12 protein-coding genes are annotated in these 15,387 nt (G+C 40.3%); 11 read left to right on the top strand and 1 reads right to left on the bottom strand.

The window, feature by feature from the left end; translation table 11 throughout:
• Positions 1-438: 438 nt before the first annotated feature.
• The gene (locus BMX21_RS14570) at positions 439-1,797 is read left to right on the top strand and encodes an MATE family efflux transporter (RefSeq protein WP_092045505.1); all 1,359 of its coding nucleotides are present in this window, start codon (positions 439-441) and stop codon (positions 1,795-1,797) included.
• A gap of 110 nt (positions 1,798-1,907) precedes the next feature.
• Here the strand turns inward: BMX21_RS14570 and BMX21_RS14575 are convergent, their stop codons facing one another.
• Positions 1,908-3,608 carry a vWA domain-containing protein gene (locus BMX21_RS14575; protein WP_092045507.1) on the bottom strand — a complete coding sequence of 567 codons (1,701 nt, stop codon included), beginning with the start codon at positions 3,606-3,608 and terminating at the stop codon, positions 1,908-1,910.
• 222 nt (positions 3,609-3,830) lie between these two features.
• On the opposite strand from BMX21_RS14575, the gene BMX21_RS14580 reads away from it, so the two are divergent.
• From BMX21_RS14580 to pyrH, 10 genes are all read left to right on the top strand, one after another.
• Positions 3,831-5,267, top strand: a complete 1,437-nt coding sequence (locus tag BMX21_RS14580) for a GGDEF domain-containing protein (protein WP_092045509.1) — start codon at positions 3,831-3,833, stop codon at positions 5,265-5,267.
• Between the two features lie 150 nt (positions 5,268-5,417).
• On the top strand, positions 5,418-6,182 hold the full coding sequence (locus BMX21_RS14585; protein WP_022755393.1) for an IclR family transcriptional regulator: 765 nt from the start codon (positions 5,418-5,420) through the stop codon (positions 6,180-6,182).
• Between the two features lie 171 nt (positions 6,183-6,353).
• Entirely contained in the window at positions 6,354-6,992 is a 639-nt protein-coding gene (locus BMX21_RS14590; protein WP_022755392.1) for a bifunctional 4-hydroxy-2-oxoglutarate aldolase/2-dehydro-3-deoxy-phosphogluconate aldolase, read from the top strand.
• An 86-nt stretch (positions 6,993-7,078) separates the two neighbouring features.
• Positions 7,079-8,182 carry a sugar kinase gene (locus BMX21_RS14595; protein ID WP_022755391.1) on the top strand — a complete coding sequence of 368 codons (1,104 nt, stop codon included), beginning with the start codon at positions 7,079-7,081 and terminating at the stop codon, positions 8,180-8,182.
• Between the two features lie 344 nt (positions 8,183-8,526).
• Positions 8,527-9,657 carry an AI-2E family transporter gene (locus tag BMX21_RS14600; RefSeq protein ID WP_027205311.1) on the top strand — a complete coding sequence of 377 codons (1,131 nt, stop codon included), beginning with the start codon at positions 8,527-8,529 and terminating at the stop codon, positions 9,655-9,657.
• A gap of 35 nt (positions 9,658-9,692) precedes the next feature.
• Positions 9,693-10,484 (top strand): GGDEF domain-containing protein, encoded by a 792-nt coding sequence (locus BMX21_RS14605; RefSeq protein WP_051199669.1) that lies wholly within the window; start codon positions 9,693-9,695, stop codon positions 10,482-10,484.
• 45 nt (positions 10,485-10,529) lie between these two features.
• Positions 10,530-11,564: a M15 family metallopeptidase gene (locus tag BMX21_RS14610; protein WP_022755388.1), complete on the top strand. Its 1,035-nt coding sequence runs from the start codon at positions 10,530-10,532 to the stop codon at positions 11,562-11,564.
• A 154-nt stretch (positions 11,565-11,718) separates the two neighbouring features.
• Positions 11,719-13,455: a polysaccharide deacetylase family protein gene (locus tag BMX21_RS14615; protein WP_092045511.1), complete on the top strand. Its 1,737-nt coding sequence runs from the start codon at positions 11,719-11,721 to the stop codon at positions 13,453-13,455.
• Between the two features lie 17 nt (positions 13,456-13,472).
• A complete protein-coding gene (locus tag BMX21_RS19740; protein WP_242952935.1) occupies positions 13,473-14,591 on the top strand; it encodes a polymer-forming cytoskeletal protein in 1,119 nt (372 codons plus the stop codon).
• Between the two features lie 102 nt (positions 14,592-14,693).
• Positions 14,694-15,386: a UMP kinase gene (pyrH, locus tag BMX21_RS14625; protein ID WP_022755385.1), complete on the top strand. Its 693-nt coding sequence runs from the start codon at positions 14,694-14,696 to the stop codon at positions 15,384-15,386.
• The last annotated feature ends 1 nt before the right edge of the window (position 15,387 follow it).

Below are 15,387 nucleotides of genomic sequence, written 5' to 3' on the forward strand. Positions count from 1 at the left end.
GCTTGCCCTTGATGGGTTCTGACAGAAACGCTACGATGTTGTCCCCGACGGTGGGAAGTATTAGCTGTTCTTATCATCTTCACCGTCGGCAAAGCCAAGCAGCGTTTCTGTCGGGTTCGGTCAAGGGTGGCGTACGGTAGCAATTACATTAGTTTAGTACGATGGAAAGTGGACTATTATTGACACTCAAACTTCATGATGATAGCCTAAAATGAGCGGATGAAATTTCGCTTATTCTTATGATGCCAACAAGGCAAAGGCATATCAAGGTTCCTTTAACCCATTAAATCCTACAGTAAATTTACACTGTCCTTGACTTTCATAACTTTGACTGAATCCAGTAGAGTATTATAATTGAATTAATTAAACTTCGCACTTGGGGATGCCGGTCCGTCCAAGTGCGAAGTTTCCATTGAATTAAAATAATGAGGCTTTGTAATGAGGAAAAAAACGGATAATGCGATAACAGAAGGCGTGATTTGGAAAGAGATGCTAAAGTATTTCTTTCCTCTTTTGTTTGGAACTTTTTTTCAGCAGTTATATAACACAGTAGATGCTATCATAGTAGGAAGGTTCGTGGGTTCGGGAGCACTTGCTGCCGTAGGCGGCTCCGCAGCTATGATAGTTAACCTTTTTGTTGGCTTTTTTACAGGCCTTGCATCAGGTGCAACTGTAATAATAGCTCAGTATTATGGCGCAAGAAGACAGGATGATGTGACCAAGGCTGTGCATAATGCAGTAGCTGTGGCACTTGCAGGCGGTGCCATGTTTATGATAGCAGGCTTAGTCCTGGCTCCCTGGGGGATAAAAGTTTTAAATACGCCTCAGGATACAGTTGAGATGTCAGTATTATATCTAAGGATCTATTTTATAGGAATGATACCTAACCTTATGTACAACATGGGCGCGGGGATACTGCGCGCGGTAGGTGATTCCAAGAGACCTTTGATCGTACTTATCCTTGCAACATTTTGTAATATAGTACTTGATATAATCCTTGTTCTTGGCCTTAACCTGGGAGTTGCCGGAGTTGCAGTAGCTACTATAATATGCCAGACAATAAGCGGACTCTTTATACTGTATATCCTGACTCACCTTGATAAGTCTTATAAACTGTATATGTCAAAGATATCTTTTGACAGGAATATACTTGTCAAAACTCTGCATATAGGCCTTCCTGCAGGATTTCAGTCTACAATGTACTCCTTGTCCAATCTTGTAATACAGTCTGCTATCAATTCTTTTGGCAAAAACGCCGTTTCGGCATGGGCAGCATATGGCAAGATCGATGTACTGTTATGGATGATCACAGGATCACTTGGCATATCCGTAACAACATTTGTAGGACAGAACTACGGAGCCGGCAAATACGACAGAGTACGGCAGTCAGTCAGACAAGGCTTTATCATAACCGCTATATTCACTATCATGTTGTCAACTTTTATGTATATCTTCAGAATGCCTCTTTTATCATTGTTTACAACAGATGAGGATGTACTTGCTTTTGGTGATGTTATGATGTGTGCCATGGTGCCGTATTATATACTGTATATAAGTGTAGAGATGTGCTCCGGGGCACTTAGAGGTATGGGCGAAGCTATTATCCCTACTATATTGACGCTAACCGGGGTGTGCCTATTGAGAGTAGCGTGGATCATGTATGCACTTCCACTTAGGAACCAGATAACTACAGTAGTTTACTCATATCCTATTACCTGGACTGTTACATCAGTCATGTTCCTTATATATTACTTTTTTACCTCTGGCAAAAAATTAAAACGTACCCCGTCATTATAACTTTAGCAGCACACAAAAGTACCCTCCTAACCAGATGAAAAGGTAAGAAGGGTACTTTTTTAATTTGTGGAGGTAAGGGGCAGTTGTTTTTTATAACTTCTTATGACTACTTATTGATGAAGCTGTTTAAGAAGGGCTACGAATTCGGTTTTATATGGATCATCGCCTGCAGAGTTCTGCGCACGTGCTGTCGCGTTTTCAAGATTGGCATTTTCTTTATAAGCGCTTGATGAGATTATAAGGGAGCTTTCAACAACTGCTGCTGCAAATGTGAATGATGCAGAGTTATCACCTTCTGATGGTGTTATTACATAGTTAAGTTCTACAGACTTTTCATTATCAGAGTTCTTGCCTTCCGGCTTCTTGTAACGGATAGATAGAGCCAGGATCTCATCAGAATCAGCTTCTGTAGTTGTCTGGACTCCGTTTTGGTATCTAAGATCTGAATCTGATCCTTCACCATCTGCATATACAAGTTCGTATACTACAGTTACATCCTGACCGGCACCAACTTCACCGCCGTCCTTAGTGTCATCTTCAAAATCCTGTGCTGCCATTGTTCTGTTCTCGTATCCTACAAGTCTGTAGGAGCTTATCTGATTAGGATTGAATTCTACCTGAAACTTTACATCCTTGGCTACAGTAACAGTTGATTCTGAAATCTTATCGCACAGAACTCTCTTGGCTTCGCCTAGACAATCGATGTAGAAATAGTTACCATTACCTGCATCTGCAATAGCTTCCATATTGGCATCTGAGTAGTTGCCTGCGCCAAAACCAAGAACTGTAAGGAATACACCGGATTCTTTTTCTGAAGTGATAAGGTCTGTAAGCTCTGTTGCAGATGTAAGACCCAGATTCATATCACCATCGGATGCAATGATGACGCGGTTATTGCCGCCTTCTATAAAGTACTTGTTGGCAATCTCGTAAGCTGCTGTGATTCCTCCGGAGCCGTTGGTACCGCCGCCGTATTGTACGCAGCTATTGTAGGCTGCAGTTAAGGCCTCTTTGATCTGACCTTTGTCAGAGGAACCTTCGATGAGAGTTTCAGATGATCCTGAATATGTAACAACTGAGATAGTATAATTACCGGAGAGCGTTTCGAGAAATGCATTAAATGACTGTACTACAAGGCCTATCCTCTCTTCTTCAGGACTTGACATAGAACCTGAAGTATCTATAAGGAATACGAAGTTGGTTCCTGCATTATCTACCTGAGTCTGATTGGCCTTTACGTTCATAACTAAAAGCCCGTTTTCTGTATTCCAGGGGCAGGTTCCTGTTTCGTAAGTTACGCTGAAAGCTTCCTGTACATCTGATGAGATATTCACAGCATTTGTATTTAGGTTATCATAATCGAAATAGTTGAGCATCTCTTCAACTCTGATGGATCCTTCAGGGATAGTATCAATTGTATATCCGCTATTTACAAGTCTTCTGAAATTGGTATATGATGCCGTGTCAACGTCTGCTCCAAATGTAGAGAGTGCATTATCGGATACGTTTGTGAAGCCGTTTTCGACTTGCTGGGTATATTCTTCTGTATTCATATCCGGTTCTTCATAGGCGTAGCTGTCGGTTTCACAGCCGGATGTATCAGTGCACTCGTTATCGACACAATAATTGCTGGGAGCTTCAACACACTTATAGTCGCTGGCTGGATCTTCAATAATACAAGGACTCATTGTATTATAAGTTTGATCTGTCGCCTGATCATTAGTTGTCTCTACCTGGACGGAAGATGAGCATCCTGCAAGGATCGTGAGAGAAGTTGTCAGTGTTAGAGCTTTTACAAATGTTTTCTTCATAATATATCCTCCATTTATTTATTTGAGATGTGTGCATATACAGGTTTATCTTTTGGGGAAGATGTACAAGCCTATACACCATATCTTTTGTTCGGTACATTTATATAGACGGAGGCATTTTTTTAAGCGTCACATATTAAGTCAAAAAAATTTTGGGCTTTAATTATCATGTTTTTTGGCCGATATATTTAATTAGTAGAGTACTGATTTTAGAGAAAGGACATGGGCGTGCCGGGATTTGATGAAAAACTGAGACTGTCATCAAGACTAGTACAGGAGTTATACCATAAGTATAATTTTAATATGTATGATGATATACCCTATGGCTACGCTGTTTTGAAAGTCATCGAAACAGGTGATGATGATGGCGAGGCTTTCTTTATCTATGCCAATTCGGCCTTTTTGTCCATGACAGACAATGCGGATGTAGATGTCAAAGGCCGCTCTTACAGAGAGGTCATGGGATATCTTAGCAGCAACGTATATACTCATTTATGCAGCGCGGCTCATTGCAAAGAAAAAGCTGTATTTTTTGACAATGTCAGAAAAGATGGTTCATGGTTTGATATTATGGCTTTTGGAACTTTGCAGGATGGATATTGTGCCATGACTTTGTTTGACACCTTTTCTCTTAATGGTAATTCTATAGAAAACGAAGATCTTGCAGAAGCTGACAGAGTTATAGTTAAGACTTCCAAGATGATCCATTCTAAAGATGATGAATTTGATATCAATATTCACAGAGCCTTGAGATTTATCGGAGACTGCCTTAAGTGTGAGAAGTCTTATATCATAGAATATTATCATGGACAGCCGATCATCAGGTACGAGTGGCAAAAAGATGAGAATATAATGGATGACGACTTTGCACCTGAACTTGTGATGGAGAGGATCAGATATGTTGAGCCGCTTATCTGTGAGGGGCAGATTCTTATCTTTGAAGATATAGAGAAGATCCGTAATGAGAGCATGCCTTTATATGAACTTCTGCGCTCAAAGGGCACCAGATCCATGATCCTGGCCCCCTATTATATAGACAGCAGCATAGTGGGCTATTTTATAATAGATAATTATAATGAAAAAAATATACGCGTCGTAAAATACCTCGCTGAGACACTTGCGATAACCTTTTTTGCTGAGATCCATTCAAGACGCCTTGTTGAAAAGCTGACCTTCATGGGAATCCATGACCAGCTTACCAATGTAAATAACAGGAATGCCTTTAATCTGAGAATACAAGAACTTGAAGGCATGGACTGCAGCGTAGGAATCGCATATGCTGATGTTAACGGCCTTAAGATGATTAATGATGAACTGGGGCACGATTCAGGAGATGCCAGGATCATCAAGATCGCTTCGATACTGTCCAGAGTATTCCTTAGAAGGGATGTATTCAGAGTTGGAGGCGATGAGTTCGTAGTTATCGTACCTGATATAAGTAAAGAAGAGTTTGAGACCAAGATAGAATACCTTAAGAAAATATCAAAACAGCTGGAAAACGAGGAATCATCTTCAACTGCAGATATCAGTATGTTCTACTCGCTTGGAAGCATATGGTCGGATACTTGTTTTGAACTTGATGCCCTATTGAAGAAAGCTGATGAATACATGTACGAAGAAAAGAAGAAATATTATAAAAAGGTTGGCCATAGCAGATGATGACATTTTTTAGAATGTTTTTGTGATAGTATACAGGTTTTACAATACGGAAATTAATTTCAGATTGTGAAAAAACTCAAAGTGTGGTACAAAATGTATGGAAGCATTTACATTTTTACTACACTTTTTTGAATGGAAGGGATGTTTCAAATGGAAGATAAGAACCCTATACAGGTTGCTGACAGACTGTTTGGCGTTGTAGAGTTTCTGGCAGAAAGAGACTCCTCAGGACTTATGGAGATAGCATCAGCACTTGGACTTAATAAAAGCACAACACACAGAATACTGACATCTTTGCAGTACATGGGATATGTCAGACAGACAGAAGAAGGCAAATATGTTCTTACTATGAAAATAGTAGAGCTGTCAGGCAAAGTCATGAGCCGCGTTGATATCATAGGAGTTGTTCGTCCCCATCTTAAAAGCCTTATGGAACTTACAGGAGAGACTGTCCATTTTGTAAAAAGAGATGGTAATGAAGCAATATATATAGACAAAGTTGAATCACGTACCAATACCATACAGATGGTATCACATATAGGAAGCCGTATACCTTTGTTCTGCTCTGGCGTTGGCAAAGCTATGGCAGCTACTTTTTCACCTGATGAAGTCAGACGTATGTGGAAAGACAGCAATATAGTAAAGCTCACTCCAAATACCATTACCGACTATCTTGACTTTGAAGAGACACTGGCAAGGGTTAGGGAAGAAGGCTATGCCATAGATGATGAGGAGAATCAGCTGGGCGTAAGGTGCGTTGCAGCAGATCTGTCTGCTCCCGGCAAACCTGCAGAATATGCTCTTAGTATATCTGCTCCTGTATCAAGAATGGATGATGGAAGACTTTTAAAGCTTGCAGATTATATGCTCAAAACCAGAAATGAGATCCTTGATGCTATAAGACCGATTTTGTGATTTTTGCATGAAAGTGTTTACAAAAATCGGTGCAAAATAACTTTATATAACTTATTGACATAAGTTTGTGAGAGATTATAATAAAACTGTCAAAACCATTATATGAAAACAGGTTTCATAATATGAAACTTTTAACTGACAATAATAGTTTTTTTAATAAGGAGAATAATTATGAACGCAGTACTTGAAAAGTTCCAGAAAATCGGAATCATCCCTGTAGTAGTCCTTGATGATGCTAAGGACGCAGAGGCACTTGGAAATGCTCTTATGGAAGGTGGTCTTCCGGCTGCAGAAGTTACATTCCGTACAGAGGCAGCAGAGGAATCTATCCGTATCATGGCTGAGAAGTTCCCTGATATGCTTGTTGGTGCAGGAACAGTCCTTACAACAGAACAGGTTGACCGTGCTGTAGCAGCCGGCGCTAAGTTTATCGTAAGCCCTGGACTTAATCCTAAGGTTGTTAAGTACTGTATTGAAAAGAATATCCCTGTTACTCCTGGAACTCAGACACCTACTGAGATGGAGCAGGCTATCGAGCTTGGTCTCGATATTGTTAAGTTCTTCCCAGCAGAGCCTGCCGGTGGTCTTAAGATGATCAAGGCAGTCTCTGCACCCTATACAATGCTCAAATTCATGCCTACAGGCGGAATCAATGCAGAGAACGTAAAAGAGTATCTTGCATATGACAAGATCCTTGCATGCGGCGGAAGCTGGATGGTTAAGAAAGATATGATCAAAAACGGTGAGTTCGATAAGATAAAAGAGATGGTTGCCGAGGCAGCTGCTATCGTTAAAGAGATCCGCGGATAAGTTATATTGAACTTATAGTAAGTTCAATATCAGGTTGCAGCCTGCGAATATCCAAAAGTTAAAACTATACATTAGGAGAAAATACAATGAAAGTAAATATGAATTTAAGACCTGCAGAAGAATGCAAGTTTGATGCAGTATCACTTGGTGAGATCATGCTTCGTCTTGATCCGGGCGAAGGACGCATCCGTACAGCACGTTCTTTCCGTGCATGGGAAGGCGGCGGAGAATACAACGTAATCAGAGGCCTTCACAAGTGTTTTGGCATGAATACAGCAGTTATCACATCTTTTGCTGATAACGAAGTTGGTAAGCTAATGAAGGATTTCATCGAGCAGGGCGGTGTTGATACATCTCTTATCAACTGGAAGAAGACAGACGGAATCGGACGTCTTTGCAGAAACGGTATCAACTTCACAGAAAGAGGATTCGGTATCCGTGGAGCAGTTGGATGTTCTGACCGTGCTAACACAGCTATCTCACAGGCAAAGCCTGAAGATTTCGATTTTGACTATATCTTCGGTACACTTGGAGTTAGATGGCTTCATACAGGCGGTATCTATGCAGCTCTTTCTGAGCAGTCTTGTAAGACAGTTATCGCTGCTATCAAGACAGCTAAGAAGTACGGCACAATCGTATCTTACGACCTTAACTATCGTCCTTCTATGTGGAGCGCTATCGGTGGTCTTGAGAAGGCTCAGGAAGTTAACAAAGAGATTGCTAAGTATGTTGACGTTATGATCGGTAACGAAGAAGACTTCACAGCTTGCCTTGGTTTCAAGATCGAAGGCAATGACGAGAATCTCAAGAGCCTTAACATCGATGGCTACAAGAAGATGATTAATGAAGCAGCTAAGACATATCCTAACTTCAAGGTTGTAGCTACAACTCTTCGTACAGTTAAGACAGCTACTGTCAACGACTGGAAGGCTATGTGCTGGGCAGATGGAGAGATCTTCATGTCCAAAGAATATCCTGGTCTTGAGATCATGGACCGTGTAGGCGGTGGTGACTCATTCGCATCAGGTCTTGTATATGGACTTATGACTACAGAGGATCCTGAAGCAGCTGTTAACTACGGTGCTGCACACGGCGCTCTTGCAATGACAACACCTGGTGATACATCTATGGCATCCAAGGATGAAGTAGAAGCAATCATGGGCGGCGCAGGTGCTCGTGTAAAGAGATAAAGGGACATAGGAATGCATCCATGCATTCCTGGACATGTCCGAATTACATCCTGTAATTCTAGGACATAGAAATGCATCCATGCATTCCTAGGCATGTTCTAACATCTTTTGCTATTTTCTAAATTTCAAATATATACTTCAAAGACATGGCCGGGGATTTCCTCGGCTATTTCTTTTTGGATAAAAGACCGATATATAACTATAGCGGGAAGTTTGCAGTATACATTTTTGAATCTTTGATTCAAAAATATATACTATTTGAAAATGTAAGAGTTTTTTAACAATTGCGTCGTTGACTGGTACTGGTTTCGTTGTTACGATTGAATATGCAGGAGGAATTTGACATGAAATTTGATAAAGAATGGCTGAAGCAGAACTGGGTAGCATATTCCGTCGCTTTGTGCACAGGCATTTTATTTTTTGTGATTATTTCTAATATAGGAAACATCTGGTCCGGTCTTAAAGTCTTATATAGTTTTATCTCACCTATAATAGGTGGAGCTATCATTGCATATCTTCTCAATCCACTAATGGTTTTTTATGAAAAGACTCTTTTTAAAAAGATCAAAAATCATGTAATACAAAGAGGTTTATCTGTATTTCTGACTTTTGTGACCTTCGTACTTGCTATTGTTATACTTCTGATAGCCCTTATACCACAGATATTAGACAGTATTTCTACTATCATAGACAATCTTGATGTTTATGTTGCAACTTTACAGGATCTTCTTTCAAGAGTAGGGACATCTGCACAGGAACTTAAGATAGATATTCACTCTCTTACAGATATGGGCACTAACATGCTGAGCTCATTTACAGAGAATCTCCCTGACAATATTAATAGTATAGTAAGTACTTCTGTTAATATAGGTACATCTATCATCACTTCAGTGATAGCTTTCATATTGGCGATATACTTCCTTAGTGATAAGGAACATATGGTTGGAGGCATGACAAGGCTCCTTAGCCTTATATTGACCGATAAACAGTATAAAGAGTGGTCAGATTTCTGGAGACGTTGCAATTCAATCCTTATAAGATATATAGGCGGAGATATTCTGGATGCTATACTGGTTGGCGTTGCAAATCTGATATTTATGAATTGTACTTCAATGTCATATGCAGTACTGATATCACTTGTTGTTGGAGTTACTAATCTTGCTCCGACATTTGGACCTATAGTAGGCGCAGTTATAGGCGCATTTATACTGGTACTTGTAAATCCCTGGCATGCACTCTGGTTCCTGATCTTTACAGTGATATTACAGACATTGGATGGGTATGTGATCAAACCCAAGCTTTTTGGCAATACACTTGGAATATCATCTGTATGGATACTTATAGCGATCATAGTTTTTGGAAGAGTATTTGGAATAATTGGCGTACTTTTGGCAATTCCATTTGCAGCGATCATAGATTTCAGTTATAGAGAGCTGTTTATAGTTTGGCTTGAGAAACGTAAGGGCAAGGTGTAAAATGATTTCTATGTGCGGTTAAGGAGATGATTATCATGAGACACTATATTTATTCCTTACAGTCAGAAAAAGATTTAGAGAAGATCACTGACGATATTTATGAGCAGGATATGCTTGAATCAGCGACTTCGGTTGTTCTTGAACTTTTTTCAGCGGGTAAACACAAGAACATACTTCAAAGACTATCTGATTTTCTGATTGAAAAATATCCGGAGCTCCCAGTAGAGGCTGTTTTTGTTACAACAAGTCCGGTGAGAGAGGATGATGATGTAGATAAGACGACTCTTGTGATGATGATCCTTGAAAACTCAGAAGTGACTGATATTGGAAGCAAAAAATTCAGATCAGTATCTGAGGCCAAGCAGGATCCGCTTAGCGGAGTTTATACAAGAACCGAGATAGAACGAGTATTTGTAAAGCTTGTAGAAGAGGCTGGGGTACTTAATTCTGCGCTGGTCCTTCTTGATATAGACAAACTGGATCAGATCAATGTCAGCCTTGGTCATGATGCAGGAGATTATGTTATAAGAAAGACTGCTGATATCATCAAGCAGATACTTCGTGACAGCGACGTTATAGGAAGATGGGAGAGTGAGAAGTTCATGATCCTTCTTCGTGATGTGGATGCAGAGTCTACGACCAGTGTATCTGAGAGAATCCGTGAGAAGATCGAAACTGAAGATTTTGCTGATGTTAAGGACGTGACAGCATCATTTGGTGCAACGCTTATTACTCCGGGACTGTCTTGCGAAGAAATTTTTGAAAAGGCGGACAGAGCACTTGCTATGGCCAAAGAAAACGGCCGTAACCGTTTTGAAATGCTCTGATTTGTTATAAAATATAGCTTTTATCTTTAGAAGTGAGGTGCTATTTTGGTTAGGAAAAAACTTATAAAAATCGCCGCAGCTGTTGTAAGTGCGGCAATACTGGCTGCTGCTACGCCTATGTCTTCATTTGGAGTATTGACAGGAGCTTGGGTAGAGGCTGCAGCATTTGACTATCATATGGTATTTGATGCAACTTTCTATGCTCAGGCTTATCCGGACGTTGTAGCTGCAATAGGAACAGATGCTGAAAGCTTGTATCAGCACTATGTTAACAGCGGTATGCTTGAAGGAAGACAGCCGTCAGCTTTATTCAATGCACAGATCTATATGTCCAATTATGAGGATCTTCAGGCTGTATATGGTAATAATATTGCTGCATATGTACAGCACTATATCCTTGTGGGTAGTGCTGAAGGAAGAGTCGCTGATCATCTCCTTCCCGGCAAGAGTCTTGTGAGCTTTGACGCTCTTACGGCTACCGGAGTCACTCCTGCTAGTACATCTGTAGATCTTTCTGCGTGGAATCTTGTCCTTGTAAATCATGAACATCCTATAAGCACAGCATATGCTCCTGAAGTAACCCTTTGTGCCAATGGCGAGTATATGCACAAAGATGTAACTCCTATAGTCAAGCAGATGATAGCTGATGCCAAAGCCCAGGGCATAAATCTATATCTTGTATCAGGTTACAGAAGTTCATCCAGACAGACTTATCTTTATAATAGAAAGGTCAATTATTATAAGCGACTTGGATACAGTCAGGCAGATAGTGAGTATCTTGCTGCAACAGTAGTTAATCCTCCGGGACAGAGTGAGCACCAGACAGGTCTTTGTATGGACATAACCGATGCAGGCTACACATCTCTTACAGAAGATCAGGAGAACACTGCAGGTTATAAGTGGGTTCTTGAACACTGCGCTGAGTACGGCTTTATATTAAGATATCCTAAGGGAAGAGAAGATGTCACAGGTATCATCTATGAGCCTTGGCATTTCAGATATGTTGGAGTTGATGCTGCCACGGAGATCATGTCTCGTGGTATAACACTTGAAGAGTATATTGCAGAGAACTCTTTATAAACTGTTTTAAAAACTAAATATGACTATATTTTAGGTAGAAAAATATACAATAAATGAAAATCCGTAATAAAAAATATTTTTTGTTGCGGATTTTCTTTTTGTTAGACCAAATCTATGATATACTAAAAAAGTACTTGGATGGGGGGAGAGCCTTATGTCATCTAGAGTGTTTGTCCGCAGGGGGCGGAACAATCTAAGAGATGAAAGAAGAGGGAGCTGGCAAGGACCTGTTTCCGTAACCCATAGTATTAAGGGTGACGAATATGACAAGGTCACAAAGAGCGCCACGCTGTCTGATGCTATAACCCGCCCATTCAGATTTTCAACTGATTCCCTTCACAAAACAGATAATGCTATTAATATATCATTAGTATATTCCGGGGATGCCGATAAAAAGGCTTTGGCTGAAAAAGAAACTAAAATCGCCAAAGATGCAGTTGATAATAAGCATAGCAGTGACAACTACGGCGATGAGAACTTTCAAGCTAAGATAGGTAATAAGATATCTGTTTCAAAAAGCTTAGATATCGGCCAATATACAGATGGCACCGCTTCTGCTAAAGGACCGGATACTAAAGGACCAGAAACTAAAGGACTAGAAACTAAAGAAGCAGAAGTTAAAGAATCAGATATCAGGCAATCAGAAAAACAAAAATCAGATGCCAAAGAGTCTATCGTCAAAGAAATAAATACTAAAGAATCAAGTATTAAAGAAGCCAAAAATAAAGAAAACAAAAACAAAGAAACAAATACTAAAGATTTAAGTATTAATGATATTAGTATAAAAGAGTCACAAGCTGTAAATTCAGATAATATAGGGTTAAAAGATAAGGAAGCTGATCTTAAGAAGCCATGCGTTAATGAAGCCTATGATACTAAAAATGGTGACGAAGAAGATGAGCCGCCCAGAAGGATAAGCGCTAAGAATTTTAGTGATATTGACCTGGATGAGATCAAAGTTGAGAATGCATCCGGACAGTGGGTAGAATATCGGAGCCTTAGAGAAAGGCTATCTTCCTTTGATTTTAGAGACAGTTCCTTTCTTATAAAAGCATTTGTTGCAGTATTTCTTGTAGTTACAATAGCTTTCTTTTCATTTCAGTGTGTAATACTAAAAAGCGAATATGACAGAATAAACGACAGATTATTAGCTCTTCAGGATGAATTCAACGATTATAAGGACAGTCTTATAGCTGTTCAGGATATTGCTGATAAAGAAATGCCGCTTTCTGACAATCAGGAAGCAGTATCAGTTGTTTCCAAAAATACGCCGGGCAACGGTATAAGATATGTTTATCTTACGTTCGACGATGGCCCGAGCCCGTATACAGACGAGATTTTGGATGTTCTGGCTTCATATGATGTTAAAGCCACGTTCTTTGTGTGTGGGAAGTCAGGATATGATGATATGTATAAACGTATAGTGGATGAGGGACATACGATCGGTATGCATTCCTACAGCCATGATTACAAAGTATTATATGAGTCATTAGACAGTTTTCAGACAGATCTTCACAAGATTCAGAATTATATATTTGATGTTACAGGAGTATGGACTACCTATTACAGGTTCCCCGGTGGCAGTTCCAATACAGCAAGTCAGGTACCAATGTCCGAGCTGATCGGATATCTTGATCGGAATAATATTACTTATTTTGACTGGAATGTTTATGGTGGTGACAATATAGCTTCAGATATCATAGTTTCCAATGTTACTTCCAATATTTCAGGTCATGAGAATTGCATGATCCTCCTTCATGATGCAGGTGATAAGGAGGAAACAGTTGAGGCTCTTCCTAAGATAATCGAGTATGTTGAGAGCCTTCCCAATACGGTGATTGTACCGGTAACGGAGAGTACTGTACCGGTTCAACATAGCAAGAATCAATGAGAACGGAGGATAAAGATATGGGATTTTTCTCAGAGCTGAAACAGGGGCTGGCAAATGCAGTAGACGAAATAGACCCTGACGGAAAAGCGGCTGCAGAGAAGAATGCCGGGCAGGATAACGCAGGGGTCGAGGAAGTGGATCTTGACAGCATGCTAAGTCACCTGGATAAGATTCAGGTCGAAGACATTCCTGAGCCGGAGGAAAGTGTTGCAGCTAAGGACAAGGAACCATTAAAAGAGGCTGAAGAAATGCCGGCAACGGAAAGTTTGAAAGAGCCGGAAGCAGCATCGAAAACAGAAGAAGCTTTAGAACCTGATTATGATGCTATAACATTTCCTTCAGATCCGGTAAGTTCATTTGGAAGTTTGGATGAGCCGAAAGAAGAACCGGAAGAAAATGTATCAGAGCCGGAAAAAGATAATCCGGTACAAGAAAGCTATGAAGAGCCAGAGCCTGTTAAAGAACCGGAAAATGACGATTTTGTTATACCAAGCGTTTTCCCTGCAGGACCTTCATTTGAGCCAAAAGAAGATGCTCCGTATGAGGATCACGCAGAGCCGGTAGTAGAAATATCTGAACTTGATAACGTAGGCCAGGATGCGGATGACTATTCCGCTTCTGATAATATTAACGAAGACGGGGGATATATCATGATGGACACAGAACGCGTAGCAACAGACGAAACAGCATCGATCACCGAGGGTATGATTGTAAACGGTGATATCCAGACAACAGGATCACTTGATCTTATCGGCAAAGTCATCGGTAATGTAACTGCATATGGCAAACTTAATGTAACAGGTGAGATAGAAGGAAATTCTAATGCTGCAGAAATCTATGCAGAAGCAGCAAGAATCAATGGTGATATCCACTCTAACGGAAGTGTTAAGATCGGTCAGAGCTCTGTTATCATCGGTAACCTTTATGCTACAAGTGCTGTAATAGCAGGCGCTGTAAAAGGTGATATTGATGTACACGGACCTGTAGTTCTTGATACAACTGCTATTGTAATGGGTAATATCAAGTCCCAGTCAGTACAGATCAACAATGGTGCGGTTATTGAAGGTATGTGCTCACAGACATATGCAGAAGTTAATCCATCTGCTTTCTTTGAGGGCTTGAAGAATAAGAACTGATGATGGTATCATAAGACATTGAGGAATGTCTTTTGCGGACCAGAATTATTTAATGCCGGGGAGACTATTCCCGGCATTATTTATTGAAAGAGGATAAAAGCAATGAGAATTCTACTCAAACTTAGCGGTGAAGCGCTAGCCGGTGATAAGAAGACCGGATTTGATGAACCTACTGTAAGAAAGGTTGCGAAGCAGGTACAGGAGATTACACAGTCAGGAACACAGGTTGGAATTGTTATCGGAGGCGGTAACTTCTGGAGAGGAAGAACCAGTGAGAGTATTGATCGTGTTAAAGCTGACCAGATCGGTATGCTTGCTACTATTATGAACTGTATCTATGTTTCTGAGATATTCAGAAGTGAAGGAATGAATACTGCAATTCTTACACCATTTGAATGCGGATCATTCACAAAGCTTTTTTCCAAGGATCGTGCACAGAAGTATTTTTCCAAGAATATGGTAGTCTTCTTTGCAGGCGGAACAGGACATCCTTATTTCTCAACAGATACCGGCGTAGTTCTTCGTGCTGTTGAGGTTGAGGCAGATATGATCCTTCTGGCTAAAGCAATTGACGGAGTTTATGATTCTGATCCGGCTGTTAATCCTAATGCCAAGAGATATGACAAGATCACTATTGATGATGTTGTAGCACAGAACCTTCAGGTTGTAGATATGACAGCATCTATTCTTGCAAGGGACAATCATATGCCAATGCGTGTTTTTGCACTTCAGGAAGACGGAAGCATTGTTAAGGCAGTAAGTGGCAATTTTAATGGAACAACAGTTGAAGCGTGAA

Origin of the sequence: Butyrivibrio sp. TB (genome assembly GCF_900110805.1) — a bacterium.
Taxonomy (GTDB): Bacteria; Bacillota; Clostridia; order Lachnospirales; family Lachnospiraceae; genus Butyrivibrio; species Butyrivibrio fibrisolvens_C.

Coding starts and splice junctions, on each gene's coding strand:
- BMX21_RS14580 (WP_092045509.1), top strand. CDS start 3,831: ATGGGCGTGCCGGGATTTGATGAAAAACTGAGACTGTCATCAAGACTA.
- pyrH (WP_022755385.1), top strand. CDS start 14,694: ATGAGAATTCTACTCAAACTTAGCGGTGAAGCGCTAGCCGGTGATAAG.
- BMX21_RS14590 (WP_022755392.1), top strand. CDS start 6,354: ATGAACGCAGTACTTGAAAAGTTCCAGAAAATCGGAATCATCCCTGTA.
- BMX21_RS19740 (WP_242952935.1), top strand. CDS start 13,473: ATGGGATTTTTCTCAGAGCTGAAACAGGGGCTGGCAAATGCAGTAGAC.
- BMX21_RS14615 (WP_092045511.1), top strand. CDS start 11,719: ATGTCATCTAGAGTGTTTGTCCGCAGGGGGCGGAACAATCTAAGAGAT.
- BMX21_RS14595 (WP_022755391.1), top strand. CDS start 7,079: ATGAAAGTAAATATGAATTTAAGACCTGCAGAAGAATGCAAGTTTGAT.
- BMX21_RS14600 (WP_027205311.1), top strand. CDS start 8,527: ATGAAATTTGATAAAGAATGGCTGAAGCAGAACTGGGTAGCATATTCC.
- BMX21_RS14575 (WP_092045507.1), bottom strand. CDS start 3,608: ATGAAGAAAACATTTGTAAAAGCTCTAACACTGACAACTTCTCTCACG.
- BMX21_RS14585 (WP_022755393.1), top strand. CDS start 5,418: ATGGAAGATAAGAACCCTATACAGGTTGCTGACAGACTGTTTGGCGTT.
- BMX21_RS14605 (WP_051199669.1), top strand. CDS start 9,693: ATGAGACACTATATTTATTCCTTACAGTCAGAAAAAGATTTAGAGAAG.
- BMX21_RS14570 (WP_092045505.1), top strand. CDS start 439: ATGAGGAAAAAAACGGATAATGCGATAACAGAAGGCGTGATTTGGAAA.